The following is a 25817-nucleotide window of genomic DNA, read 5'->3' as shown; positions in this document are numbered from 1 at the left end:
AACTTATTATGCCTTCCCCAACTCAAAAGGCAACTTCCTATACCTTTTACCTGTAGCAGCAAAAATAGCATTAGCCACCGCAGGGGCTATCGGCGGTAAAGCCGGTTCGCCTAAACCTGTGGGGGCGTCTTCCGTCGGTACAAACTGTACCAACACTTCTATCGGCGCGTCCTTTTGTCGCATAAACTTGTAGGTGTTAAAGTTCTTCTCATTCACCGCCCCTTTATCAAAGGTAATTTTGCTGAACAAGGCATGGCTCAAACCATCCAAAATAGCGCCCTGCACCTGGTTTTCGGCACCGCTCAGGTTAACCACGCGGCCGCAGTTAATGGCACTGTATATTTTGGTTACCCGCAGCACCCCATTGGTATTGGTAACTTCGGCCACATGGGCGGCATAGGTGCTGAACGAAAACCTCGCGGCAAAACCCTGATATACATTTTTAGGCAAGCCTTTGCCCCAGTTGCTCATTTTGGCCACCAGTTCAACCACGCTGCGGTATTTGTTGATGTCGTAACCCACTTTACCTACGGGAGTGTTAGCGGCTTTGTCCAACAGTTCCAAACGGAAAGCAATCGGGTCCTTTTTCATTTCATGGGCAAGCTCATCCATAAAGCTTTCATCGGCGAAAGTTACGATATTGCTGGTAGGCGCGCGCCACGGCCCTGTTTGAATATTGGAGTGCAAACTATGCGTATCTACCCTGAAATTGGGTACCGATGCCGCCGGGAAACTATCGGCCATAGCCGAACCGCCGCCTAAGGAAGCACCGTTCAAATGCCAGGCCTCTATCTGGTTATCAGCACTGATGGCCGCTTTCATTTTGTACATGGCGCCTGCACGGTAATAATCACCTTGCATATCATCCTCACGGGTCCACATCATTTGCACGGGTGCTTTGGCAGCCTGCGATATCAGCGCCGCTTCCACACCATTATCAGCCTGTAGCTTACGACCAAAGCCACCGCCCTGGCGTGGCATGCCCAAAGTAATGTTGGCTTCGGGTATATTCAGTGCTTTGGCAACTTCCTGGCGCATACGGGCAGGTATTTGTGTTGGACCATATAATTCGGCGCTGTTTTCCTTTACATCGGCAAAAAAGTTGAGCGGCTCCATGGCCGAGTGCGCCAGGTTTGGCAACTCGTACACAGCTTCTATCACTTTGCCGCCTTTGGCAAAAACCGCGTCCACATCGCCATCAACACGGCCGGGCCTGTCGCTTTTGGTGATAATGAGGCTGGTATATTGCGCATCATGGTCCGCCGTGCTTTCGCCGGGACTTTTATCTTCCCAAACAGTAACCAACGCATCGCGGCCTTTTTTGGCGGCCCAGGTCGAAGTAGCCAATACCGCCACTACACCATGTGCCATCACCACATTCTTAACACCCGCAACCTTGCGGGTCTCGGTATCGTCGAACGATTTGATTGCTTTACCAAAAGCGGGCGGGCGGGCCACCATCGCGTAAAGCATACCCGGTCTGCGTGTATCCATACCATACAGCGGTTGCCCGGTAATTATCTTTTTATTGTCGATATTATGAACACGGGTGCCAATAATCTTGAAATCTTTAGGGTCTTTCAAAGCGACATCTGCAGGCACCGGCAAGGTCGCGGCCTTAGCTGCCAACTCGCCATAACCCAATTTTTTGCCCGATGCTTTATTGATCACAAAACCATCTTCGGCATAGCAATCTGTTTCGGCAACGCCCCATTGCTGGGCCGCAGCACTGATGAGCATCACACGGGCCGTAGCACCTGCTTTCCGTATCGGCATAAACCTACCACGAATAGCACCACTACCGCCTGCCACCTGCGAACCAAATTTCGGGTCGAGTGGTGCCATATCCACTTCAACGGTGTCCCATTTCACGTTCAGCTCTTCGGCCAATATCATCGGTAAGGCGGTTTTAACACCCTGGCCAATTTCGGGGTTGGGCGCCATCAGCGTTACCAAGCCGCTGCTGTTGATGGTGATATACGCGTTTGGCGAAAATACCGCGTCGGCAACCGAAGCGGCCGATAAGTTATCGCTCAAAAAGTTAAAACCGATCAGCATCCCGCCGCCGGCTATAGAGGTAATCTTTAAAAAATTACGCCTCGATACAGTTTCGCCTATCATACTTTTGCTGCTTTAGGGGTCATTTTACCGGCTGCCAGGTGTATGGCCTTTCGTATACGGTAATGCGTACCGCAGCGGCATATATTGGTCATCAACTTATCAATGTCGTCATCCGTGGGGTTGGGGTGCGTTTTCAGCAGGGCCACAGCCGCCATAATTTGCCCTCCCTGGCAGTAGCCGCATTGCGGCACGTCCATTTCTTCCCAGGCCAATTGCACAGGGTGCGTCCCTGTCGGGCTCAGGCCCTCAATAGTCAACACTTTGCCGGCACCAACCGCCGCTACCGGGTACTGGCAGCTGCGAACCGCCGCACCGTTGATATGCACCGTGCAGGCACCGCATTGCGCAATACCGCAACCGTACTTGGTACCAACTAAATTCAAATGATCGCGCAATACCCATAAAAGCGGGGTATCCTCATCAGCTTCAACAGACATGGCTTTGTTGTTGACGGAAAGCGTGTATTTGGCCATAAAAGGTTAATTTTTTGTCTTCCAAATATAAGTGCTTAAAAACACTTTACCAATACCACATTAGTTAGGAAACCATAATATTACAATGTGCAAATTTTTTAATGTGCCTATGTGCAAATGCTGACATGGGTATTTATGGGTGTTTCATTTTTTTATTTCGGATGTCGGATGTTTGATTTCGAATTTCCCGGTTCCTTTTCCATCTTCCATTTTCCTCCCGATAGCTATCGGGATTCCGTCTTCATCATGGGTATTTATGGGTGTTTGTTACAATCTAAAAATTACCTCTTGCTTCTTGACGCTTTGCGCATAGCTCCATGCGCCTTGCTAATCATTATGGGTATTTATGGGTGTTTTCGATTTTTCTTGACTCTTGATTCTCGGCTCTTGATTCAAATAAAGGGGGGAAAAAGTAAGAAATATTTTAACCTTTAAACCACCTTTTGTGTCTTCGTGCCTTTGTGGCTAACATCCATACAATATACGCTTTTTCGATGATATTAGCAAAAAGTAGGGCATCATTATCAATCAAAATAAATTCGAAATTGATCCCGATAGCTATCGGGATGGAGAGGGTTTGGATGAGGCTAAAAACAAGTGCAGTTCGAGTTGTTTACATAAACTTTGTTTCCCGAATTATCGAGGTAATAGCAGCGGCTATCGGTACTTTTAAACAACTGGCTTTGGTTTTGCTGGTATATGCCGCAGGGCTGGTCCTTATTGATTTTGGCGCACCTGATGTTTAGGCAAACCAAAGCCGCCGAAATGAGGATCAAAAAGAGGTAGAATTTCTTCATCGTGAACAATTGTGGTGTGTCGGTTGTTAACTATGGTATACGAAAATGCCGCCCTATTATTGTGTTTAAGCTATAATTGCTTAGCTTTATTACCATGAACCGCATCGACCGTATTACCGCCATATTAATCCAGCTCCAGTCGAGGCGGGTGGTAAAGGCCTATGATATTGCCGAACGCTTCGGCATCAGCCTGCGCACCGTTTACCGGGATGTAAAAACATTGGAAGAGGCCGGCATCCCCATTATTGGCGAGGCCGGTGTGGGCTATTCCATTATGGACGGGTACCGCCTGCCGCCAGTGATGTTTACCAAAGAAGAAGCGACAGCTTTCCTTACCGCCGAAAAGTTTATGGAAAAACTGACGGATGCCACAACGGAAGAAAGTTATAAATCGGCCATGTACAAAGTAAGGGCGGTATTGCGCAGTGCCGATAAGGATTTTTTGGAACAGATAGACCAGCGAATTGAAGTACTGAAAAGCAGGCGCGTTGGTAATAAACCGGAGGGAATAAACCCTATTCAGAATATTTTAAAAGGGATATCCGAAAAACGGGTGCTTAGCCTGCAATATTTTGCCAACCACAGCCAGGAACGAACAAAACGCGATATGGAGCCGGTTGGGATATTCTATGCCGATAACTTTTGGCACCTGATTGCCTGGTGCCGATTACGTTCAGACTACCGCGATTTCCGTATCGACCGGATACAAAGTCTCATGGTATCAGATGATTTATTTACCGGGCAACACCCCACCCTGAAAGAATATTTAGGTAAAGTTGGTAAAGAGAACGACCTGCAAACCATCGTTATCCGGATAGAAAAATCCATCATACCGCACATCAACGACCAAAAATTTTACATGGGTTTCGTATCCGAAAAGGAAGATGGCGACTATCTGGAAATGACCTTTTTAACCAATTCGATAGAAGGTTTTGCCCGCTGGTTCATCATGTTTGCCGATATGGCCCAGATTGTGAGCAACGAACTCTTAAAAATCAAGATCGCAAAAATACTGGCCGGTATCAACAAACAACTATCTGAACGTGAGTTTATTTCGAGCCACTAAGACGCCAAGTCACAAAATAAAAACTTCGTGTCTTTGTGCCTTCGTGGCAATAACATCCTATAATAAATACACTGCCTAAACCCATATACCCAAACATTTATTCATATTTGTCCGTTATATGTTGATTTAGCGTACCTATGGACCAAAAATTTACCTTTTTTCCTTTCTTCATTTTTACTTGCCTGTCTTTACAACATGCCCGCGCGCAGGACAAACAAAACAGTATTGAATTTTCGCCGGTATATGGCCTGCAAATGTTTTCGGGCGAGGGGAATACATTAAAAGGCCAGTTTTATGGCGTCGAAGCTACTTATCACCTCAACATGGCCAATAACGAGGCCCCTTGGGTACGCATGTTTAGGGTAAAACGCATCAGCTTCGCAGCCTCCTATCGTCAGTTGGATGGTGCATATTTGGTTAAACAGCCGGGCAGCACGGGTATTTTGGGCAATGTATTCGGGCTGACAAGCCGTTTGGATATCTCGCTGTTCAACATTGGCGCTACCGACGTAAGGGTTACACCCGGCTTTGGTTTCGCGTATGCTACTCAAGACTATTATACCGATAACAATCCGCTAATTGGCAGCCATATCAACTTTACAGCCCAGGCGGGGCTAAAAGTAGTTACCCCGGTTTCAAAAACCACCCGGCTATTGGCCGGTATCGATATTTACCACTACTCGAACGCCGCGGTAAAGCTGCCCAACGATGGGGTGAATGTATTGAACGCCTCCATCGGCATCGACCATGATATCGACAAAGCGGGCCCGGGCACCTCGCAAACTAACGAAAAGTATAAAACCTTTGCCAAACACTCGTTTGAGTTTGGTGCTAATATCGGGCGGCGGGGACTTTTTCAAACTAATCAGGGTATTAGCCCTGCCGAAAGCCAGTACCAGCGTACTGCTACTTCGCACCTGTACAAATCGGGTTTTTACGCTGGCTACACCTACCGTTTTAACTCGTTGTTTGGCTTTAAACTGGGTGCCGATGCCATATATTATTACACCACGCTCGATACCATACAAACCATTAACCATTTTTATGCCACCTTCCAGGAGCTGGCCAGCAGTTATGACCGTTGGACGGTTGGCATAAGCGCCGGCCCCGATATTTACTTAGGCCGCGTAGTATTCGATATCAATTATGGGCAATACCTGCACTTTAATGCTTATCAGGGCCTTAAAGGTTTTCACCCCGACCCACCAAACTGGTATTGGGATTTTGGCGGCAAATACTTTATCACGCCCTCGTTCGCCCTCGAAGCAAAACAATACCTGCACCGAACGGAAGCCGATTATGTGGGGATTGGGATATTGTATAGGGTTAAGTTAAGTAGGGATTGACTTTAATGTGCGGATGTGCAAATGAGGAATTGTTTCGCAATCCGGGATATATTTACTTCACTCCCCCAAACTTCTGATTATTAAACTCTTTCGACTTCCCCTTGGGTATCGTTAACGAAACCCAATCATCCCCCGCTATCATTTTAGCGATGAAAACAATTTGCCCCACATGCATAGTTAAATGCGCCAACTGCCGGTTAATAGCTTCAATAACCGTATGCGCTTCGCCGCGGATATAAATGGTTTTTAATAAGTCGTTGTGTGTAAGCGGGTCGATGGCATCAAAAAGGCATTGCCAGCCTTTGTTCCAGTAAGCAATGAGTTTTGCTTTCGACAAGTGCTCGTCTTCAAACTCATTATCGCGATTGCGCCATGGTTTTTCGCCATCAGTAGTCAAAAAATCCGTCCAGCGTGATAACGAATTACCTGCCATGTGTTTGATAATGGCGGCCATACTGTTTGATTGGGCATTGTACTGCCAATGCAGGTCATCTTCGCTGGTGCGCTCAATAGCCTTATCGCCTAACGATTTATAATAGGCAAACAATTTCTTACTGTTCAACAGGTAGTTTTCGCCAATGCTTTGCATGCAACCTTTATTGTTGCCATAAAATTACTTTAAACTGCAGCAAAAAACAAAAAGGGGAAGCTTTCGCTTCCCCTTTTTCTCAATCTTCTTTTTTTACCGTTACTGCTTTTTCAACCTTTTTAACGTGTTTGGTTTTTGTACCGCTATACTGTTTGTGTTTACTGAACACATTATGTACCTTTTGCATTGGGGTAGTGGTTTTCTTAACTTTAACTTCGTCTTTTACCACTTTTTGTTGGGCCATTGCACCTATCGTGAGGGTTACAAAGGCTAATAAAAACAATATCTTTTTCATGTTTATTTAGTTTGTTATGTGTTGATAACCAAACTAAACCGACAATGTTTTAATTAAAAATAAACTTAACCGAAAGCGGCAACTATGACCAAAAAGATACTTACACAAACAGAGAAGGTTATCATGTACATAAACGATAAACCAATCATCTTGCTAACGGTACGCCACCGGCTGCGGTGGTACAACACCCTTAATGACCGGTAAACATACCATATCACCCCAACAGTAGCCAAAAAACTCACCCAACCGCCCACAGCCGACCATGAAACCGGCAAGGCCATTTTTATCAGCATCACCAGGGTTAAAAACAAAAAGAAAAAACAATGCAGGTGAAATGCGTAGATGAGATGCTCCACATAAAACTTATGGTTCTTCCAAAATACTAACCTCAGCAACACCGCAAAAAGGGGAACAAGGAAAAACATCAATTTAGGGAAATTATGCTTAAACGACTCTGATACCGCTTCCCGGGGTGTTAGCCCCTTGCTTTTCCATTCCAGGTTCTTTTTCTCGAAGTAACGGCTTATAAAACCGTCGCGGTCGGCAGGGGCAAGTTTTTGCTGCGATTGCAAATATTGCTCATAGCTGGTGTCTTTAGTACTGCTGCCAATCTCACTTAACCTTTTGAGGGATGGTGGTCCTATTGTTATATTGGTATCCCTGCCGTCAGCACTGACTTTAACATCGACCAGGCCGCTTTTTAATTGTTCTTTTGTGATATGTGTTATCCCAAGGTCCAAACCGTCTTTACCCACGGCTTTGCTCAGGCTATCTAAAAAATGCTCTTTGTTAAAAGGTCTTACGGTAACCGACTTTTTTTCGACTTTGCTGTCGTTACTGAAATACAGCAAAAAGAAAATCAAGCTGATAAAGATGTATATACGGATGGGGTGTAGGTATTGGGTACGCTTGCCGGCCATATAATCGACCGTTAGTTTGCCCGGCTGAAACAACAGGGGTTTCATGGTGTGAAAAAACTTTTCATCAAAATGAAAGTAATCGGCAATGGCATGGCTCATCAGGTGCCCGAAGTTCTCCTTTATCTGCAGGTTCTCTTGCCCGCAAACATGGCAAAAATGGCCTTGTAGTTCAGCTCCGCAGTTCAGACAGTCTTTTTCGTGCCGGTAATGTTTCTTCATCAGCTAAAGATAATCGAAAATAATCAATTGTAAATAGCTGATTTAAAACAATGAAATTTGCTTGCCTGCAGTAAAATTTATCGTTTGGTCACAATGTCCCCAATAATCATCTCCGCATGCACGCGCGAGTTTTCGATAAACCATAAATGCGTATCCATACCGCCGCAAACCACACCGGCGAGGTAAAGGCCGGGCAAATGGGTTTCCATGGTTTCGGGGTTGTACTGGGGCAACAAATTATCATCTGCGGAAAGGTTGATACCTATCTTCTTTAAAAATTCGAAGTTAGGTTTATAGCCCGTCATGGCCATTACAAAATCGTTGGGAATGGTTACGATGCCTTCGGGTGTTTCAATGTCAACCTCGTATTGGCGCACCGCCTTCAGCGAGCTGTTAAAATAAGCCTTAATGCTACCCTCTTTTATCCGGTTGATGATATCGGGCCGTACCCAGTATTTAACGCGCGTACTGATGTCAGCATCGCGCACCACCATGGTTACCCCGGCACCTTTGCGGTAGGTTTCCAAAGCTACATCGACCGCAGAATTGCTCGCCCCCACTACCAATACCTTTTGCATGGCATAGTAATGCGGATCCTGGTAATAGTGCTTTACTTTGGGCAGATCTTCGCCGGGTATGTTTAGTTTAACGGCTATATCATAAAAACCTGTGGCAATGATAACGTATTTTGCCTGATATTCGGTTTTAGCCGTTCTTATGGTGTAGACACCATCTTGGTGTGCAATGTTCAGTACCTCCTCAAATAAGTTGATGGGCATATTATTGGATACCGCTACACGGCGATAGTATTCCAATGCCTCGGCACGCACCGGTTTTACATTGTTGGATACGAATGGAATGCCGCCTATTTCCAGCTTCTCGGAAGTGGAAAAGAAGGTCATGGTGGATGGGTAGTTGTACAGGGAGTTGACCAAACAACCTTTATCAACAATTACGAAACTGAGACCGGCTTTTTGAGCGGCTAAGCCGCAAGCCAAACCAATAGGGCCGGCACCCACAATAAAAATATCAAGCATTGTTATGAATATACGATTAGGCCTGCAATTTACTAATAAAAATCAGTGAAGGCTATCGGGAAGAAGTTGCCGCCTGGCATATGTCCCGAAAAAAAGAAAAATAAAAAAAGGGTAAGCACCTTTTATCGCACCGCTACAACCCTCTACCCTTGCTGCGTTCCCACCCTGGGGGAGTTCAAGAGGAGCTGGTCGTAAAAGACTTACCCCGGGGCAAATATAGAAAAATTTGCCTTTGTCCTAATAAAAACTTTACAAAAGCTTGCGCTGAGTGGTGCATAGCGGGCAGACAATCAATTTATTCAACTATTCACCTATCCACAACTCACCACTCAACCAATTACTTATAAGTACTTTTATGGTTAAAATCGAATATACGCGAAATAGTAAAACCAATGCGGTATTGCCCCGCCGAATAACTTTCCTGTGTATTGCTTAGGTAGTTGTTTTCGTATACCGAGCGCGAATTGGTAACGTTGATGGTAAATACGTGCCCGCCGGTTTCAACTTCTATACCAAAACCCAGCGGGTCGTGAAAGGCGCTGTTGTTGTTCCTGAAATCAGAAAACGGATGCGCGTAATCAACAATCACGCTGGCATGTTTTGCGAATTTGAAGCGTGCCGCCGCCGATACCGAAAAAATGTTAGTTTCGTTGCCGGGCACATAGGGGTTAGGTCTTGTATCATCCGCATACGTAGGTGAAATTTGCAGTGATAACTTATGCGCAATAATTTTCGACAGGATAGCCTGCGCCAGGTAATTCATCCTGTTGCCAAAAGCAGTGTATACCCCATAAGTATTTACCGCCGCGCCGCCATACAAGGTAAACGATACCGGCATGCCGTTATCGGTAGTTTGTTTCAATAAGGCATATTTTAAATCAAGGTTTACCAGGCGGCCTACGGTGCTGCGGCCCAGGTCAACATTCAGATTGTCGGTAATGCCGTACTCAAAACCGATGTGCACGTCGTTTACAGCATCCAGACCATAAAATATCTGACCGCCACCATTGGTGCCCGAAAAATCGCCAAAACGGTGTATCACCATAAAGTTCAGCGTATTTTTGTGTATCGTTTCGGTAGTTTGCGATAGGATAAGCCGCGTTGAACGGAAGGTAATGTCGGCTTGTTTAGTGCTATCGGTACTTAACGCACTCAATAACGCGTCGGTAGAGCCGGGTTTCTTTTCTGTATCACCTTTTTGGGCCATTAAGCCTGTGGTAAGCGCAAGCAGGGCTAATAATATCAAATACTTCTTCATTTTTTTTAGCTGTTTGTTTATTATTTTTTGTAGGGACTATAAGTTGCCGATACATCCATTTTAATGGTTTCGGCAATGTTATGGAATACAATAGTTGGGATGGTGATGTTATGATCGGCACATTTCACCGTAAAAGTGGATGTCATGCTAATTACGCCGCCATTTACCACCAGACCGCCGGTAACCGTTCTTGGTTTGGTAACGCCGTGTACGGTCAGGTCGCCGGTGGCGGTTATGGTCGTTGTACCGTCTTTGGTAACGTCCACATGCTCGTTTATCTTCCCTTTAAAGGTTGCTGTCGGGAATTTATCGCTGTCCATATACTCGGTATTAAAATGCTCCTGCATCAACGATTTCGGGAACTCGAACGAGCGTATCGGCACGCTAAAAGCAAGTTCACCGGTGCTGGCGTTAAACACCGATGCGCCCTTTGTTAATGTTGCCGATATATCTTCGACCGGGGCCGATGAGAATAGCGATACTTTCGCGGTTTTACAGACATAGATGTCCTGCCCTGTCTGGAAAACTGTTATCCAGGCAAGTAAAATACTGATGAGTTTCATATCTGTCTACGGTTTAAAAAGCCGGTTTAAGTTCCAGCTCAGGCCAAGTGCTACCCCGGCCGTTTGCAGTTTTACGTCGCCCGCGCCAATACCTGTTAATGGTATTTTAAGGTAGGGCTGCACATCAAAGCTGAGTTTGGCGCTGAGCTTTCGCTGATAGGTGGCATCCAGATTCAGCACCCCTAAAAAGTATCGGTTTTGGTTGGTTAAACTAAGATTCGAAGGATATAATGGAGCATAGGGCCCCGAATAGGTGTAATTGTAATTTTCGTTGAGCATAATGTACGATGATAGGCCCGAACCTATGCTGAATTGATTTTTCGCTTTACTGTATACCCGGTAATCAACGTTCAAAGGGATATCCAACACGCGGCAATCGGCACTGATGTTATCAGGCGTATGTTTGGCAGGATAGCCTACATTATAATTTGAAGCGTTGGCGGTGTATGGTGTTTTGGCATATATGGCACCGGTGCTAAAGCTAAATTTAGATACCCCTACCGAAAACAGCAAACCCAAATTGGTACCCACCTGCGCCTGACTGAACGAACCTACCCCGTTAATATTGGACGAGCCCAAAACCGTGATGGCGTATTGCGGGCGGTTTTTGTTAAAATTAGTCCCTTTAACAACATCCTTAATATCAGTAATCGCAGCCTCCGATGCAACAGGCAATGCAGGTAAATTATTCGCGCCTATCAACTCACCATTGGGGATATTTTGCTCGCTTAAAGCAGTTATATCGTTTTTCCAACCTGATGGGAAAGGTTCAGGTTCCACATCATTAACCACATCTTTTTTCACATTATCAGTCAAACCGGTAGTTAAGCGGCGGGCAGCAGTACCGGATAAGGATAAGAACGATTTGCCTTTACGGTAATTTTTTACTACCTGTGCCACATCACCGGCACGGGTTACCGAAGGCGGGATATTGTTAGCGCCATCTGCCAATTGATGTTCGGGCCCGCCGCTTAAACCGGTATTGTCTTTTTTATCAGTGCCGGCATTCACCTGCGCTAAAGCTTGGTTGTTATTTTTATTTACAGGGCGTACAGCAACTTGCTGCTTGGGCACAGTATTACTGTTCGATTGAAAATAGAACCAGCCAAAACCCAATACAATTAATGCCGCAATACCGCTGATGATAGGCAGCCAAAACACGATTGGCCTTTTTTCATCCTTTTCATCCAGCATTTTTTCGAAGGCGTCCCAATCAGCTTCGCGGTACTCCGCAACGCGCCCGGGCTCCTTTAGCCACTTTTTAAACAACTTGTCTAATCCGTCTTCCTCTATACTGCTCATGGCCTAAAACCTTTGTTTAAATATAAATCTTTTACAGCCGTATGCCTGATGGCTACAATGGACGAATTTCGCATTTCGCCCGCCCCGCCGCTCAGTTCCTGTTCTGCAATCATTCTCTGTAATTTTTGCCTTGCCTTATGCAAGTTAGATTTTGAAGTACCGGGGTTTATGCCCAGTAATTCACCAATTTCCTCGTGCGTATACCCATCAATGGCAAACAGGTTAAAAACCGTACGGTAAGCCTCAGGTAACCTTTGTATCAGCAACAATAACTCATCATAACCTAATTTACTTGTTGCCACCTCACGCTCGCCAATATGTATGGCGTGGTCGAGTTCTTCGGTATAGGCCACCTTTAAATTGGCCCGGTAATAATCGATTGATGTATTCATCATGATGCGGCCAAGCCATGCTTTAAAAGGCTTGTTGTTATCATATTTTTGAATATTGGTCATTACCTTAAAAAAGCCCGTGTTCATAATCTCGGCAGCTTCGTATCGGTTGCCGGCATAACGCAAGCATATACCCATGGCAAAGCCATACAACGCCTTATATAGCATTTTTTGGCTTTTCCGGTCATGCTGCCTGCACCCGTCAATTAGTTGCTTTAATTCCTCTTCGCCCATGTAGGTTTCGACGAATCAGTTAATCTGTAATCCTTATCTACAAGCATTACGGAAATGATACGGTAGAAGGTTGCCATCTTAATTAAAAATAAATTTAGCTAAACTATTTTGGTAAAATGCAATTCCTTAAAAACACGCCAGAATTCACCTTCGGTATAAAATGTGGGGCGGGTTAAGGTGGTCAACCTGTCGGGCACAAAGCGTTCCCTATATTCACGGTTTACAAAATGTGGCCAAAGTGCCTTAAAGGCATATAACGGTATATTTTTAGCAATGGTTATATGCGGTACGATGGTCTTTCTGTCGCCGAATACCCTTTTCAGTTGCTCAAACCAGCGGTTCACCTCGGTATTCATCTCAATTTTAGCATAAATGGTAGCGCCAGATGAACCGTGCATAAAATTACCAAAACCGTTGATGTTCAGTTCTATCGGCTTTAGCCGGATAAGTGCACGCTGGTAGCAATCCAGTTTTTGCCCCATAGTTACCGGCATTTGCCGGTGCTGGCCCGTTACACTGATATGGGCAATACTGTGCATGCCATCATAATGGCCTATTACTTTTGCGCAGGATAGTTTGTATTTACGTATCATTTCCTTCACTTCATTGGGCGGTGGTATCACCAACATATAATCGGAGTAGATGGACGCGCTGATACCACCGACGCTGATTGCTTTTACTTTTTCCATGGGTTTTTGCTTTTCGATGAACTAAATTACTAATATTATTAGCATTTGGAAATCTTTTTTTTTACATTTGTTATATGGATATAAAGCGCCAGATCGTCCACATCGACCTCGATTCGTTTTTTGTTTCGGTAGAACGAAAGTTCGACCCATCGCTCATCGGTAAACCCGTGATTATTGGTGGCTCAAAAGAGCGGGGCGTGGTGGCATCCTGCAGTTACGAGGCACGTAAATTCGGTATCCACTCGGCCATGCCATCGGCACAGGCCTACAGATTATGCCCGGAAGCCATATTTTTACATGGTTCGTACGAAAAGTATGCCGAAGCTTCGGCGCAGGTAACCGAAATAATCGCTAACGCGGTGCCCCTTTTCCAAAAAGCCTCAGTAGATGAGTTTTATATCGACCTTACCGGGATGGAGCGTTTTCACAATTGCTACCAGATAGCCACCGAACTTCGCCAAAAGGTGATACGCGATACAGGTTTACCCATTTCGTTCGGCATGGCATCAAACCGTACCATTGCCAAAATGGCCACCAACGAGGCCAAGCCCAACGGGCAGCTTTGGGTACCCCATGGGGGCGAAAAAGCGTTTATGGCCCCGCTACCGATCGGCAAAATACCCATGCTGGGCGAAAAGACCTGCCAAAAATTGTATCAATATGGTATTGAAAAAATAGCCGACCTGCAACGCACCGATATCCGTTTCCTTGAATCAGTTTTTGGGATCGCGGGGCGTTCCATCTGGCGAAAAGCGCAGGGACTGGACGACAGCGAGATAGTGCCCCACTCCGACCGTAAATCCATCTCTACCGAACGTACCTTCGACAAAAATGCCATGGATAAAAAAAAACTGGAAGCTATTTTGGTATCCATGACCGAAGAACTGGCCTTTAAACTTCGCAAAGAAAACAAGCTATCGAGCTGCCTCGCCATTAAAATACGCTACGCCAATTTTGAAACGCATACTTTGCAGGAGAAAATAGCCCTCACCTCGGCCGACCACATTTTGATACCGGGCGTAAAAAACCTGCTGGCCAAAGCCTGGAACCAAAGTCGGCCCATCAGGCTCATCGGGGTAAAGTTAAGCCAGCTCTGCACCGGTAATTACCAAATCAACCTGTTTGAGGATAACGAGGAACGAATAAACCTTTATCATGCAGTTGATAAAATTAACTATAAGTATGGCGATAAAACCGTGTGTCGGGCTGCCGGAATGGAGATAGGCACCCGGGGTTTTAACCCTTTTATGCGTGGATAGTTGCTTGTGAATTTACGTAATTCTGTAAAATGATGACAAATTCGTTATTTTTTTACTTTTTATGATAAAAACTTGAACAAAAATAAATCTTATTCGTATAATTACTCAAGTTCGGTTGCCCAATGCCGTACTGAAAACGTTCTTTGTACTTTGGGTTTAATCAATAGTTTAAATTAATTAGGGGAAAGAGGGTGCATTTATGTACCCTCTTTTGTTTTTTACCCTTTGGTTAAAATATACTCAAAGGCAAAACAATCTCAAACCGGTTCGGGCTGTTCCCACCAAAAATATCGTTGTCCAGCAAACGGCTGTAACGCAGCCCTATCGATACCGGGTACTGGTTAAACAGTTGCGTATCAAAAAATACTTCGGTACCTGTCGAGCGGAAAGTAGCCGTGTTCGACCCGGTATAAGCCTGTATATACTTCGCATCCGAAGCATAGCTGTAATCGTAAAATAAATTACCCCTTATACGCAAAAAATAAACCGAGTTAGCCACGCCGGCATCGGGATAAACTATCGGGAAATGATAATTGGCGCTCAGCTTATACATTTGGTACAGGTTGGCCGATGTATAGCCCCTTGCCGTAGGAAAGTTATTGGTAAAGCCTGCCTCGTCGTTAAAATCCCTTTGCTGGTAAGCGCCTTGTAACACCAAATTATGATTGACTGTCAAACCGGGCAAATACTGGTTGGCCACCGCCAAAAACTGGTTGCCACTGATATTGGTGATTGCCGTGCGATAATCAACCGAAATGCTTTGCCCAAAATGCGGGTAAATATTCTTTTTGGCCTGCCTGCTTAAACTACTGAAGCTTAAAAAGTAATCGGTGTACATATAATTCTGATCTTTAAACAGCTGGTTGTATGGCGATTGGTAATTCGTGGCATCGTACACCACCTGCCCGCCAAATGATAATGACGTCGAAGTGCGTCCGCGCGATAAATTGAAGGGAAACTGTAAACCGCCAAACACCTGGGTTTCGTTAAAATAGTACGACATCAGCGGCGAGTGATTAATGGTATAAAGCCCCGTCCTGTCGACCAAATAATTAGCCCCTACCGACAGGTAAGGGTACAAGGCCCCGTAAACAGCATCAAACCCAAACTCTTTGTACCCTTCGTTACGGTTATAGTTAAACGACAGTTCAGATTGCAGGGTATTCAACACATTTTCACCCTCAATAGCAAACCCATAGTTCGGGTCGCTTATATTGAGTATCAGGCTATGGAAATTGATCAAATGAAAAGCTTTGTTGTATTTGGTTACGGCAGGTTGTTCCTCCTTTACCGATGCCAGGAAATCAACCGCGCCACCTTTGCCTAAGGCATTTATACCATAATCGGGCAAGGTTCCGGGCAATGTGTTGCTGTTTACTGGCTGCCATTGTACCTGGCTTGCATCGGCCTGGTGCAATTTATAACCATAGGCGGTAAAACTGGTCCAGGCCAATTTATTGGCGCTTAATGCAGGCTGGTAGTTGCCGATACTCGCTTTAAGCGAATCGTTTTGCAATTGGTACAACTTTTTATCGGTCAGCGATAGCGCGAACAATTCATTGTTCTTATCGCTGGTGGCCGAAAAATAGACTTTATCGTTCGCAACCACAGGGAAAGCAATGGGCTGCATGGTAAAGGGCAGTAAATAAGTATTTGCACCGGTATTGATATCGCTTTTCGCGATGGACATTTGACCCGCTGCATTACGCACAGCAGATATGATGCTGTTGCCATAAAACTTGGGGTACGTATATACCAGATGGTCGGGGTTGGGGATGGCTGAGATGACTTTACCATCGGTACCTAATACAATCAGTTGGCTCTTGCCATCGGTGCTTTGCTGCACGGTTACAATACGTGTGCCGTCTTCGCTAAAAGCCGGCGAAAAATATTTGCTGTTTTTAGTGATGCGGGTTTGCTTGCCGGTTTTGATGTCCAGTATATTTAGTTCGCTGTAGGTACGGTAGCCCCAGCGCGGGTCGGTGCGGTAACTGTCGTACACTATCTTACCATTGCGGTAAGCAAAATAATAATCAAGCGAGTAATCGTGTACGCGTACGCGGTGTTCAGTATTGCCCATGCGGGTGTAAAATGCAGGCGCGCGGTCGTAACTCGACCGCACATAGACTATCGTGTTATCATCAACAAAAGCGGGGTATTCTTCGTCGGCGATAAAATGCTGGTGAGCATTGATTGATTTATTGAATGATTGATTGATTGATTTTGAAGAATTGGCATCATCGGCTTTAAAGCCATATTGTTCTTTAAAATGACCCAAAGCATCTTTACCAAATTGGTAAAAATATTTTCTCGAATACGTTTCAATGGCATGCTGCATCGGGAAAACCAGGCTTTTATAAGCCGCCGCGTTCTGTGTAACGTTTTTCCAAAAATCATCACCATAGGTATCACGCCCATAAGCCACCATCATATAACCCAAGGGGTAATGGTCGGGCACAAAATCCCGGTACGAGCCGTTGCGCAGTTTCATCCAGCTATAATCTTTCCCGGCGGCCCATAAAGCCCGGTAACCATCGAAAAACCAGGGCAGGCGGCCCCTGCCCTGCGTGGTAACATAGGTTTCGTTAAATACCGCGTCGCCTTCAAAAAACCAGTTCGGTATGGCCAGGCTGTTGGCTACGGCTTGTCCGCCCTCGCCAAACAGCACATGCATGGCTTTGGAGAGGCCCACATTAAAGTTGTTGTACTGCTGCACGTGCCGAAATTCGTGTACGGCCAATTGGTCTATCCAGGGTAGGCTACCCAATTCAAAACTATTCTGGTCTGGTGTAAAATAAAACTCACTGCGGAAAGGCGCCAGGCCAACATACGCATTAGATATAGTGGTTTGATTTTGCACCAGTATACTCACCTTTAGCTGTTTATCCCGATAGCTATCGGGACCGATGGTGGGCTGTATGGCCTTGTTCATCTGGCCTACAATATCGGCAATACGTATACCTGCCGAATCGAGCCCTTTGGGAAATATCACCCTAGCGGCCGGGGTATTTACCTGTTGCCAGGTGATGGATGGCGGGTTGCCGCCAAATAGCTGCGCTTTGGTTATACCGGCAGTTGATAGTAGCAGGAGCACCGAAAGGATCAGCGGCAATGGCAGTAGCAGTTTAACAAGCTTCATTTACAGGTTTTGATGGGTGAAAATAAGGGAAAATTTATGAAAACTACGTGAAGTGGTTTTCGATATGCATCAACCTACAATATCATGACACGCCATCGGCAAAAACTCGCTACATTTGCGCCTTGTTAATTCACGTTTAAGATGGCTAAAATTTCTATCAACCTGGCAACGGGTTCTATCCAAAAAGAAGAAATTATTGTAGGGATCGACTTAGGTACCACCAATTCGCTGGTGGCATTTATCAATCCCGACAAGGAGCCAAAAGTAATAAACGATGCCGGCAAAGGCGTGTTGGTGCCTTCCATTGTGCACTTTGGCCCGGCAGGCGAAGTAACCGTAGGCAATGAAGCCAAAAACTACCTGCTAACCGACCCGCAAAACACCATATTTTCGGTAAAACGTTTGCTGGGCCGCTCGTACAAGGACATCGAAAAACATAAAGACTTTTTTAGCTATAAAGTCATTGATGATGACAGTGAGAGCCTTGTCAAAATAAAAGTTGGCGATACTTTTTATACACCGATAGAACTATCGGGAATGATATTGAAAGAACTGAAACAACGTGCCGAACACGCGCTGAAAACCCCGGTTAACCGCGCGGTGGTAACCGTACCTGCCTATTTTAATGATTCGCAACGCCAGGCTACCCGCGATGCGGGCAAACTGGCGGGCCTGGATGTGTTGCGTATTGTGAACGAACCAACCGCCGCGAGTTTGGCCTATGGTATCGGGTTGAATCCCGATGAAACCAAAACCATCGCCGTGTACGACTTAGGCGGCGGTACATTTGATGTGTCCATCCTGCAGATTCAGAACGGCATTTTTGAGGTATTGGCTACCAATGGCGATACCTTTTTGGGTGGCGACGATTTTGATGCCGCGATATTGGATTACTGGATAAAAAACAACCACCTCGATCTGGATACCTTGCTGCTTTACCCGAAGATTATGCAGGAGATGCGCCTGAAGGCCGAAGAAACCAAGAAAATGTTTCTGCACCAAAGCATCGTCAATCAAAAAATTGGCGATATATGGTGTACGATAGACCGCAATACCTTCGAACAACTCATCCTGCCAAAGGTTGAGCAAACTATTGATTGCTGCCGCAAAGCCCTGGCCGATGCCAAGCTCGATATCAGCCAGATAGATGAGGTGGTAATGGTTGGCGGTTCCACCCGTACCGCGCTGGTTAAACGCATGGTATCGGAGTTTTTTGGCCGCCCGGTACACGATGAGGTAAACCCAGACGAAGTTGTTGCCCTTGGCGCTGCCATACAGGCCGATATTTTGGCCGGTAACCGTAAAGATATTTTATTGTTGGATGTTACCCCGCTTTCACTCGGTATCGAAACCATGGGCGGCCTGATGGACGTCATCATCCCACGCAACAGCAAAGTGCCCACCAAAGCAGGCAGGCAGTACACTACCTCCATTGACGGGCAGGTGAATATGAAGATAGCCGTGTACCAGGGCGAGCGCGACCTGATAAAAGAGAACCGAAAACTGGCCGAGTTCGACCTGAAAGGCATACCGGCCATGCCTGCAGGTTTCCCGAAGGTAGATATCAACTTTTTGCTGAACGCGGATGGTATATTGAAGATACAGGCGATTGAACTGCGCTCTGGCGTTAAACAAGAAGTGGAAGTAAAACCAACCTATGGTATTACCGACGACCAGGTAGAAAAAATGCTGATGGACAGCATTACCCACGCCAAAGACGATATTGCACAACGTATGCTGATAGAGGCCCGCACCGAAGGAGAGCAAATGGTGTACACCGTGGAGCGTTTTATTGAAAAACACGGCACACACCTGAGCGTAGCAGAAGTTACCAATACCCAACAATACCTCAAAAGTCTGAAAGAAGCGCTAACCAGCGGCGATAAGGACCTCATCCATAAAAACATCGACGAGCTGAACGAATTTACCCGTCCCTTTGCCGAGCGCCTGATGGATCAGGCCATTGGTACTGCAATGAGGGGGAAGAGTGTTGAGTAGTCATTGATCATTAAGTCATTGGGTCATTTTTCCTTTTCTTGAAGGCTTAGCCGCGTATTGAAAGAAATGGCTTTTTGTCGATGTCGTACTTTAGTAAAATTTAGCGTGCTGAAACACAAGCTTTGAATAATTCGTTACAAGCACAAGCAAATTCGTAAATTTGCCCCCGACCACATTATTGAATCATCTATTTATGAACGAAGTTTATATCGTTGCCGCTACGCGTACACCTATCGGTAGTTTTGGCGGCAGTTTATCATCCCTTTCGGCAACCCAATTGGGTGCCATAGCCATCAAATCAGCAGTCGAAAAAGCGGGCATCAACCCTGCGCAGGTGCAGGAAGTTTACATGGGCCATGTATTGTCGGCCAATTTGGGCCAGGCACCAGCCACACAGGCGGCCAAGTTTGCCGGTCTGCCCGATGTCCCAACTACCAGCATTAACAAAGTTTGTGCCTCGGGCACCAAAGCCATTATGCTTGGCGCGCAAAGCATACAACTGGGCCAAAACGATATTATTGTGGCGGGCGGCATGGAAAGCATGAGTAATACCCCCTACTACCTGGACAAAGCACGTAATGGTTACCGCCTGGGGCACGGCCAAATTATCGACGGACTGATAAAAGACGGCCTTTGGGATGTATATAACGATTTCCATATGGGCTCGGCAGCCGAGCTTTGTGCAGTTGAGCACCATATTACCCGCGAGCAGCAGGATGCCTATGCTACAGAATCGTACCACAGGGCCTTAAACGCTCAAGCCGAAGGGAAATTCAAAACAGAAATTACCCCGGTGGAGATAAAAGACAAAAAAGGCGAAAGCACTTTTGTTAGCGATGATGAAGACCCCAAAGCGGTTAAGTTTGATAAGATCGCTTCGTTAAAACCCGTATTCCAAAAAGACGGTACCGTTACCGCAGCCAATGCATCGGCCTTGAACGACGGCGCAGCCGCGCTGGTGCTGATGAGCAAACAAAAAGCCGATGAGCTGGGTATAAAACCGCTGGCGCGTGTGGTGGCTTATGCCGATAGCCAACAGGAGCCCGAGCGCTTTACAACGGCCCCATCTAAAGCTATCCCTTTGGCCCTGCACCGTGCCGGGCTGAAAAGCGACGATATTGATTTTTTTGAAATCAATGAGGCTTTTGCAGTGGTATCTATCGCCAACAATCAATTGTTAGACCTGGACCCCACCAAAGTAAACATACATGGCGGTGCAGTGGCCATGGGGCACCCGCTGGGGGTTTCGGGGGCGCGCATCGTGGTAACACTCATCAATGTATTACAGCAAAACGGCGCAAAATACGGTGTTGCGGGTATTTGTAACGGCGGCGGCGGCGCCAGCGCAATTGTGATCGAAAATTTGCGTTAATTAGTTAAATTTTTAATCGCGATAATGAAGAAAACCTGCCTCGGTTTATTGTTGTTCCTGTTTATCTCGCCCATCTGTTTTGCACAGCAGGTAACGGACGCGGCATCGCTTAAGCAGTTGAGGGTGTTTGAAGACAGCTTGAAAAAGTTAGGGAGAACAGTGATCAATGGCCGCGAGGATGTGGAGCGCATCAACACCAACTATGCCATGATTAAAACATTGGTAAGCGCGCTAAAAATTAACCATTCGTTCAGTTACCCTTTCGATTCGCTGAAAAGCATCAGTATCATCGGCTCGGCTGATAACCTTTTCAGAATCATTACCTGGCATGTAACCAACAGCGATGGCAGCTACCGCTACTATGGTACCATACAAATGAATACCCCTGATGGCAGTTTAAAGCTTTTCGGTCTCGAAGATTACTCGCCCTTGCTAAAAAACCCCGAAGATTCGGTGGTGGATAACCACAAATGGTATGGTGCACAATACTATAAAATTATTCAGGTAAATGCGGCCACGCCGTATTATGTATTGATAGGCTGGAAAGGGCATACCGAAAAAATAACAAAGAAGGTAATTGAAGTACTGAGTTTTAAAAACGATAAGCCCGTTTTTGGCTTGCCTGTGTTTGATGGCAACGGCAAAACACGCGACCGGATCGTGTTCGAATTTACCGCCCAGGCGGCGATGATGCTTAAGTTTGATGAGGCATCAAATACCATCATATTCGATCACCTGTCGCCGGCCGACCCGAAGATGAAAGGCCACTTTGATACCTATGGGCCCGACATGACCTACAGTGGCTATCGCCTAAAACTTAACCGTTGGGTATATGTAGACAACCTGGACATGCGCAATGCCCCGCAAGCCAACGACGACCAATATGTTGACCCGAAGAAGCAGGCCTTGATAGATAAACAGCGGGCGCAGATTAAAAATTGACTTTTGTTGTGCGAATTCTGGTTTTATCAGTCATCCATTTTGTAAAAAAATCGGGCCAACCAATATAAAGTAATTAGTTTTAATTACTTTCAGCATAAAATTTGGATTTGTAAGAATAATCCTATTTTAGACGAAATTTTAACAGACCCCTTTATGCCAGAAACCACGCCCGTAGCGGTTGCCAAACCACGTTATCCCCGAAGTGTACCTTTTATTATTGGTAATGAAGCCGCCGAGCGGTTCAGTTTTTATGGAATGAGGTCGATTTTGGTGACCTTTTTGGTTGCCCAATTCTATAACCCTACCTTAAATCCTGCCTTAACCACCACTGCCGAGGCACATGCCAACGCGAGTACACACTTTTTTGTAACGTTGGCCTATACTTTACCCTTTGTGGGTGGCCTTATGGCTGATTGGTTTACGGGTAAATACAGGCTCATTCTAAGCTTGTCGCTGGTTTATTGTATGGGGCATTTGTTTTTGGCCCTTTTTGATACCAACCTGAACGGTTTTATAGGCGGCCTTATTCTGGTGGCTATTGGCGCCGGCGGTATAAAATCCTGCGTATCGGCAAACGTGGGCGACCAGTTTGATGCCAGTAATCAGGACCTCTTATCAAAAGTATATGGCTGGTTCTACTTTGCGATTAATGCAGGCTCCATGTTCTCGACCGTTTTGATCCCATGGACCTATAAATATTATGGCGCTAAATGGGCTTTTGGCATACCGGGTATACTGATGGGCTTAGCTACAATCATCTTCTTTTCGGGCCGTAAAATGTATGTAAGGGTTCCACCGCAAGGGTTAAATAGGAACAACCTGGTGAATGTAACCATTTACGCATTGATGAATGCGGGCAAAAAGAAAAAGGGCGAATCAATACTGGATGTGGCCAAAGAAAAATTCGATCCCGAAAAGGTAGAAGGCTTTAAGGCAGTATACCGTGTAATGGCGGTTTTCTTCTTCGCGTTAGGTTTTTGGGCTGTTTGGGATCAATGCCTTTCGGAATGGGTTTTGCAGGCAGCTAAAATGAACCTGAACATCAACCTTGGTTTTACCAGCTTTAGCGTTATAGCGGGTCAGGTAAGCACAGTGAATACGGTGTTCCTCTTGATCATGATACCGATATTCAATTATTGGATCTATCCTGCATTAGATAAAATGGGGCTTAAAACTACGCCGCTAAGGCGACTTGGTTTTGGGTTGTTCTTGACTGCATTATCATTTGTTGTTATCGCCTTGATACAGGCCAATATTGACAATGGCGGGCACCCATCTATTTGGTACCAGATATTCGCTTATTTCGTACTGTCGGCAGCGGAAGTTTTGGTTTCGATAACCGGTTTGCAATACGCCTATACACACTCGCCTATTTCCATGAAAAGCACCATGAACGGTATCTGGTTTTTGGTTGTGGCTGCGGGTAACTTGTTCACCGGCATTATAAATGGCAACATATCAGGCGGTGGCATTTTCTCGGGTCTGGTCGGGGCAAAATACTATTGGTTTTTCGTGGGGGTAGTTGCTGCTTTCCTGGTATTGTTCATGTTTGTTGCGCCGCATTTAAAAGAGCGTAGCTATATTGATCATCCCGAACCGCTTGGCGCAGTAGCCGAAGAGGATAAAATATAAAAAAATGCCCCGGTTAACCGGGGCATTTTTTTTGCCCCTATATTTCAAAACAACATGATGCGTTTAATGTTGTAGATTTACATAAAACCAAAAGCCATGATAGACCCAAAAGACCAACTCCCCCTTGATGCGCAGGAAAACGACCCTGAAGACCAACAAAGCCAACAGGATGTACATTCGGATGGTATAGAAGGCACCGATGAAGTTGTTGGCGAAACAGAGCCTGATGTAGAAGGCCTGCAAGCCGCCGATGAGGCATCGGAAGCTGCTTTCACTTTGAATGTGGATAAAGGGATAGCGCCGAAGGAAGATTAACAGCACCAAACTTTAATTATCCCATATTTTGTATATTTGTATATGGAATTAAAGGTAGACATAGGATTTGAGGAGCTTTTGCACGCGATACAGCAATTGCCTGAAGATCAATTGACTGCCTTGAAGGATAAATTGAATGGCGATAAAAACCCATCTGGTATGGCCGATTTGAAAAATAACGCAAATGACCCTAAAAACTCTTCCAATATGGATGAGTTGAGGGCTTTATTGTTGACGGGGCCTGTTTTTACTAAAGAGCAGCTAAAAGCTATTAGCGATGCGCGGAAGCAGATCAACAAATGGCGGACAAAATAATTCTTTTAGATACCTCAATCTTAATTGATTATTTTAGAAAAAAAGACAAAAATAAAACTGCCTTTTTTAACCTTTCCAATTCATATTCGGGATTTAAAATCTCAGTGTTAACAGAATACGAAATTTACTCGGGTGCTAAAAAAGAACAGTACGAATATTGGAGGGATGTGCTAAAGTTGATCCCTATAGTGACTTTAGATTCAGAGATAATAAAAACCGCTGTCGAAATAAACAACGAACTTAAAAAAAGCAATAAGCAGTTAGCAATTGCCGACTTGTTCATTGCAGCTACCGCAATTAAACTTAATTTACCATGCGCCACGCTAAATGCCAAACATTTTCAGCGTGTTGAAAATTTAGAATTGGTAATACCATAAACTACACCTTCACCAAACAGATCTCTTTGATTTTCTCAACGGTATAATCCACCTCTTCCTTGGTATTATATTTAGAGAATGAGAACCTTACGGCAGGGCGTAGCGGGTTGGCACCAATGCCGGTAAGCACGTGCGAGCCTATATCTGTGCCAGAACTGCAGGCACTGCCGCCCGATGCCGATATACCGGCTATATCAAGACTGAACAATAGCATATCGGCCATCTCCATTTCGGGGAAAGATACGTTGAGCACTGTGTACAGGCTTTTGGCCGGGTCGGTTTCGCCGTTAAAGGCTATGCCGGGTACGCTGGCTTTTAGCTGCGCCATCATATAGCTTTTCAATTCCTGTATATGAGCCTGGTGTTGGGGCATTTCGGCGTAAGCTATTTCCAATGCCTTAGCCAAACCGACGATGCCATATACATTCTCAGTACCGCCGCGCATATTACGTTCCTGCGAACCGCCGTACAGCAATGGCTTTATCTTTATTTTGTGATTGATGTGCAAAAAGCCCACACCTTTCGGCCCGTGAAACTTGTGCCCCGCGCCAACAATGAATTGCATTTTGAGTTTGCTCATATCGTGCGGATAATGCGCCATGGTTTGAACAGTATCACAATGGTAAATGGCATTGTACTTTTCGCAGATGTCGCCTACCAGTTCGATATCGGTCAGGGTGCCTATCTCGTTATTGGCATGCATCAGCGATACAAGGCTGCGGTCGTGGCCTTGCAATAAAGTTTCTAAGTGTTCGGTATTGATGTTGCCTTTTTCGTCCACTTCAACAAAATCGAGCTCAATAACGCCCGCTTTTTGCATAGCCTCTAAGGTATGAACTACAGCGTGATGTTCTATTTTGCTGGTGATGGCATGTTTGATACCATGATCGGCAATACCGCAACGGATCGCCATATTATCAGCCTCGGTACCGCCCGAGGTAAAGAATATCTCGGCAGGTGAAGTATGCAGCAGCGAAGCCACCGTTTTGCGGGCCTTTTCGACGAGCGTACGCACTTCGCGCCCATGCCCGTGTATGGATGATGGATTTCCAAAACTATTTTCCATCACCTGGTACATCGCCTTTAAAACTTCAGGGTCCACAGGAGTGGTAGCAGCATTGTCTAAGTAAACACGCATGGGTATTGTTATTGAGTTTTCAGTTATGT

At 45.6% G+C, this 25817-nt stretch carries 24 protein-coding genes and 1 other RNA gene; 10 read left to right on the top strand and 15 right to left on the bottom strand.

The annotated features are described in order from the left end of the window. Positions 1–6: 6 nt before the first annotated feature. The 3 genes from QZX97_RS06480 to QZX97_RS06470 form a co-directional block, all read right to left on the bottom strand. Positions 7–2121 carry a xanthine dehydrogenase family protein molybdopterin-binding subunit gene (locus QZX97_RS06480; RefSeq protein ID WP_295655554.1) on the bottom strand — a complete coding sequence of 705 codons (2115 nt, stop codon included), beginning with the start codon at positions 2119–2121 and terminating at the stop codon, positions 7–9. Next, positions 2118–2594 (bottom strand): (2Fe-2S)-binding protein, encoded by a 477-nt coding sequence (locus QZX97_RS06475; protein ID WP_295655552.1) that lies wholly within the window; start codon positions 2592–2594, stop codon positions 2118–2120. Before QZX97_RS06475 ends, QZX97_RS06480 begins: the two co-directional genes overlap by 4 nt. A gap of 587 nt (positions 2595–3181) precedes the next feature. Next, on the bottom strand, positions 3182–3391 hold the full coding sequence (locus QZX97_RS06470) for a hypothetical protein (protein WP_295655551.1): 210 nt from the start codon (positions 3389–3391) through the stop codon (positions 3182–3184). A 94-nt stretch (positions 3392–3485) separates the two neighbouring features. Between QZX97_RS06470 and QZX97_RS06465 the strand changes: the two genes are divergently transcribed. Both QZX97_RS06465 and QZX97_RS06460 read left to right on the top strand, forming a co-directional pair. Next, entirely contained in the window at positions 3486–4457 is a 972-nt protein-coding gene (locus tag QZX97_RS06465) for a YafY family protein (RefSeq protein ID WP_295655548.1), read from the top strand. A gap of 137 nt (positions 4458–4594) precedes the next feature. Beyond that, positions 4595–5803: an acyloxyacyl hydrolase gene (locus tag QZX97_RS06460; protein WP_295655546.1), complete on the top strand. Its 1209-nt coding sequence runs from the start codon at positions 4595–4597 to the stop codon at positions 5801–5803. 52 nt (positions 5804–5855) lie between these two features. Here QZX97_RS06460 and QZX97_RS06455 read toward each other — a convergent pair whose 3' ends face one another. From QZX97_RS06455 to QZX97_RS06410, 10 genes are all read right to left on the bottom strand, one after another. Beyond that, positions 5856–6392, bottom strand: coding sequence for a DUF1572 family protein (locus QZX97_RS06455; RefSeq protein ID WP_295655544.1), 537 nt, complete (start codon positions 6390–6392; stop codon positions 5856–5858). A gap of 79 nt (positions 6393–6471) precedes the next feature. Then, positions 6472–6687, bottom strand: coding sequence for a hypothetical protein (locus QZX97_RS06450; RefSeq protein ID WP_295655542.1), 216 nt, complete (start codon positions 6685–6687; stop codon positions 6472–6474). Between the two features lie 65 nt (positions 6688–6752). Then, positions 6753–7826, bottom strand: a complete 1074-nt coding sequence (locus tag QZX97_RS06445; RefSeq protein WP_295655540.1) for a DUF3667 domain-containing protein — start codon at positions 7824–7826, stop codon at positions 6753–6755. 77 nt (positions 7827–7903) lie between these two features. Continuing rightward, positions 7904–8863 carry a YpdA family putative bacillithiol disulfide reductase gene (locus QZX97_RS06440; RefSeq protein WP_295655538.1) on the bottom strand — a complete coding sequence of 320 codons (960 nt, stop codon included), beginning with the start codon at positions 8861–8863 and terminating at the stop codon, positions 7904–7906. Between the two features lie 106 nt (positions 8864–8969). Next, an RNA gene (ffs, locus tag QZX97_RS06435) (signal recognition particle sRNA small type) lies at positions 8970–9069 on the bottom strand. Between the two features lie 131 nt (positions 9070–9200). Then, entirely contained in the window at positions 9201–10121 is a 921-nt protein-coding gene (locus QZX97_RS06430; RefSeq protein ID WP_295655535.1) for a DUF5777 family beta-barrel protein, read from the bottom strand. Between the two features lie 20 nt (positions 10122–10141). After that, entirely contained in the window at positions 10142–10684 is a 543-nt protein-coding gene (locus QZX97_RS06425; RefSeq protein WP_295655533.1) for a YceI family protein, read from the bottom strand. Between the two features lie 6 nt (positions 10685–10690). After that, positions 10691–11986: a hypothetical protein gene (locus QZX97_RS06420; RefSeq protein ID WP_295655531.1), complete on the bottom strand. Its 1296-nt coding sequence runs from the start codon at positions 11984–11986 to the stop codon at positions 10691–10693. Continuing rightward, the gene (locus QZX97_RS06415; protein ID WP_295664473.1) at positions 11983–12612 is read right to left on the bottom strand and encodes a sigma-70 family RNA polymerase sigma factor; all 630 of its coding nucleotides are present in this window, start codon (positions 12610–12612) and stop codon (positions 11983–11985) included. Before QZX97_RS06415 ends, QZX97_RS06420 begins: the two co-directional genes overlap by 4 nt. A 98-nt stretch (positions 12613–12710) precedes the next feature. Beyond that, a complete protein-coding gene (locus QZX97_RS06410; RefSeq protein ID WP_295655528.1) occupies positions 12711–13301 on the bottom strand; it encodes a 2'-5' RNA ligase family protein in 591 nt (196 codons plus the stop codon). Between the two features lie 74 nt (positions 13302–13375). Between QZX97_RS06410 and dinB the strand changes: the two genes are divergently transcribed. Then, positions 13376–14560 carry a DNA polymerase IV gene (dinB, locus tag QZX97_RS06405; RefSeq protein WP_295655527.1) on the top strand — a complete coding sequence of 395 codons (1185 nt, stop codon included), beginning with the start codon at positions 13376–13378 and terminating at the stop codon, positions 14558–14560. A gap of 229 nt (positions 14561–14789) precedes the next feature. Here dinB and QZX97_RS06400 read toward each other — a convergent pair whose 3' ends face one another. Next, positions 14790–17699, bottom strand: a complete 2910-nt coding sequence (locus tag QZX97_RS06400) for a hypothetical protein (protein WP_295655526.1) — start codon at positions 17697–17699, stop codon at positions 14790–14792. 141 nt (positions 17700–17840) lie between these two features. Between QZX97_RS06400 and hscA the strand changes: the two genes are divergently transcribed. From hscA to QZX97_RS06365, 7 genes are all read left to right on the top strand, one after another. After that, entirely contained in the window at positions 17841–19697 is a 1857-nt protein-coding gene (gene hscA, locus QZX97_RS06395) for a Fe-S protein assembly chaperone HscA (RefSeq protein WP_295655524.1), read from the top strand. Positions 19698–19890: 193 nt separating this feature from the next. Continuing rightward, positions 19891–21069 carry an acetyl-CoA C-acyltransferase gene (locus tag QZX97_RS06390; RefSeq protein WP_295655522.1) on the top strand — a complete coding sequence of 393 codons (1179 nt, stop codon included), beginning with the start codon at positions 19891–19893 and terminating at the stop codon, positions 21067–21069. Positions 21070–21093: 24 nt separating this feature from the next. After that, positions 21094–22011 carry a hypothetical protein gene (locus tag QZX97_RS06385; protein ID WP_295655520.1) on the top strand — a complete coding sequence of 306 codons (918 nt, stop codon included), beginning with the start codon at positions 21094–21096 and terminating at the stop codon, positions 22009–22011. Positions 22012–22164: 153 nt separating this feature from the next. After that, the gene (locus tag QZX97_RS06380) at positions 22165–23643 is read left to right on the top strand and encodes an MFS transporter (RefSeq protein ID WP_295655518.1); all 1479 of its coding nucleotides are present in this window, start codon (positions 22165–22167) and stop codon (positions 23641–23643) included. Between the two features lie 96 nt (positions 23644–23739). Next, entirely contained in the window at positions 23740–23958 is a 219-nt protein-coding gene (locus QZX97_RS06375; RefSeq protein ID WP_295655517.1) for a hypothetical protein, read from the top strand. A 42-nt stretch (positions 23959–24000) separates the two neighbouring features. Beyond that, the gene (locus QZX97_RS06370; protein ID WP_295655515.1) at positions 24001–24273 is read left to right on the top strand and encodes a hypothetical protein; all 273 of its coding nucleotides are present in this window, start codon (positions 24001–24003) and stop codon (positions 24271–24273) included. Then, on the top strand, positions 24258–24650 hold the full coding sequence (locus QZX97_RS06365) for a type II toxin-antitoxin system VapC family toxin (protein WP_295655512.1): 393 nt from the start codon (positions 24258–24260) through the stop codon (positions 24648–24650). Before QZX97_RS06370 ends, QZX97_RS06365 begins: the two co-directional genes overlap by 16 nt. A 1-nt stretch (position 24651) precedes the next feature. Here QZX97_RS06365 and QZX97_RS06360 read toward each other — a convergent pair whose 3' ends face one another. Beyond that, on the bottom strand, positions 24652–25788 hold the full coding sequence (locus tag QZX97_RS06360; protein ID WP_295664471.1) for a cysteine desulfurase family protein: 1137 nt from the start codon (positions 25786–25788) through the stop codon (positions 24652–24654). Between the last annotated feature and the right edge of the window lie 29 nt (positions 25789–25817).

It is taken from the genome of uncultured Mucilaginibacter sp., assembly GCF_903893715.1.
GTDB lineage: Bacteria > Bacteroidota > Bacteroidia > Sphingobacteriales > Sphingobacteriaceae > Mucilaginibacter.
The sequence above is the reverse complement of the archived record's forward strand: the minus strand, read 5'-3'. Positions and strand labels throughout refer to the sequence as shown.

Excerpts from the sequence above, each read along its gene's own strand:
- QZX97_RS06480 (WP_295655554.1), bottom strand. The coding sequence starts at position 2,121 with ATGATAGGCGAAACTGTATCGAGGCGTAATTTTTTAAAGATTACCTCT.
- QZX97_RS06475 (WP_295655552.1), bottom strand. The coding sequence starts at position 2,594 with ATGGCCAAATACACGCTTTCCGTCAACAACAAAGCCATGTCTGTTGAA.
- QZX97_RS06470 (WP_295655551.1), bottom strand. The coding sequence starts at position 3,391 with ATGAAGAAATTCTACCTCTTTTTGATCCTCATTTCGGCGGCTTTGGTT.
- QZX97_RS06465 (WP_295655548.1), top strand. The coding sequence starts at position 3,486 with ATGAACCGCATCGACCGTATTACCGCCATATTAATCCAGCTCCAGTCG.
- QZX97_RS06460 (WP_295655546.1), top strand. The coding sequence starts at position 4,595 with ATGGACCAAAAATTTACCTTTTTTCCTTTCTTCATTTTTACTTGCCTG.
- QZX97_RS06455 (WP_295655544.1), bottom strand. The coding sequence starts at position 6,392 with ATGCAAAGCATTGGCGAAAACTACCTGTTGAACAGTAAGAAATTGTTT.
- QZX97_RS06450 (WP_295655542.1), bottom strand. The coding sequence starts at position 6,687 with ATGAAAAAGATATTGTTTTTATTAGCCTTTGTAACCCTCACGATAGGT.
- QZX97_RS06445 (WP_295655540.1), bottom strand. The coding sequence starts at position 7,826 with ATGAAGAAACATTACCGGCACGAAAAAGACTGTCTGAACTGCGGAGCT.
- QZX97_RS06440 (WP_295655538.1), bottom strand. The coding sequence starts at position 8,863 with ATGCTTGATATTTTTATTGTGGGTGCCGGCCCTATTGGTTTGGCTTGC.
- QZX97_RS06430 (WP_295655535.1), bottom strand. The coding sequence starts at position 10,121 with ATGAAGAAGTATTTGATATTATTAGCCCTGCTTGCGCTTACCACAGGC.
- QZX97_RS06425 (WP_295655533.1), bottom strand. The coding sequence starts at position 10,684 with ATGAAACTCATCAGTATTTTACTTGCCTGGATAACAGTTTTCCAGACA.
- QZX97_RS06420 (WP_295655531.1), bottom strand. The coding sequence starts at position 11,986 with ATGAGCAGTATAGAGGAAGACGGATTAGACAAGTTGTTTAAAAAGTGG.
- QZX97_RS06415 (WP_295664473.1), bottom strand. The coding sequence starts at position 12,612 with ATGGGCGAAGAGGAATTAAAGCAACTAATTGACGGGTGCAGGCAGCAT.
- QZX97_RS06410 (WP_295655528.1), bottom strand. The coding sequence starts at position 13,301 with ATGGAAAAAGTAAAAGCAATCAGCGTCGGTGGTATCAGCGCGTCCATC.
- dinB (WP_295655527.1), top strand. The coding sequence starts at position 13,376 with ATGGATATAAAGCGCCAGATCGTCCACATCGACCTCGATTCGTTTTTT.
- QZX97_RS06400 (WP_295655526.1), bottom strand. The coding sequence starts at position 17,699 with ATGAAGCTTGTTAAACTGCTACTGCCATTGCCGCTGATCCTTTCGGTG.
- hscA (WP_295655524.1), top strand. The coding sequence starts at position 17,841 with ATGGCTAAAATTTCTATCAACCTGGCAACGGGTTCTATCCAAAAAGAA.
- QZX97_RS06390 (WP_295655522.1), top strand. The coding sequence starts at position 19,891 with ATGAACGAAGTTTATATCGTTGCCGCTACGCGTACACCTATCGGTAGT.
- QZX97_RS06385 (WP_295655520.1), top strand. The coding sequence starts at position 21,094 with ATGAAGAAAACCTGCCTCGGTTTATTGTTGTTCCTGTTTATCTCGCCC.
- QZX97_RS06380 (WP_295655518.1), top strand. The coding sequence starts at position 22,165 with ATGCCAGAAACCACGCCCGTAGCGGTTGCCAAACCACGTTATCCCCGA.
- QZX97_RS06375 (WP_295655517.1), top strand. The coding sequence starts at position 23,740 with ATGATAGACCCAAAAGACCAACTCCCCCTTGATGCGCAGGAAAACGAC.
- QZX97_RS06370 (WP_295655515.1), top strand. The coding sequence starts at position 24,001 with ATGGAATTAAAGGTAGACATAGGATTTGAGGAGCTTTTGCACGCGATA.
- QZX97_RS06365 (WP_295655512.1), top strand. The coding sequence starts at position 24,258 with ATGGCGGACAAAATAATTCTTTTAGATACCTCAATCTTAATTGATTAT.
- QZX97_RS06360 (WP_295664471.1), bottom strand. The coding sequence starts at position 25,788 with ATGCGTGTTTACTTAGACAATGCTGCTACCACTCCTGTGGACCCTGAA.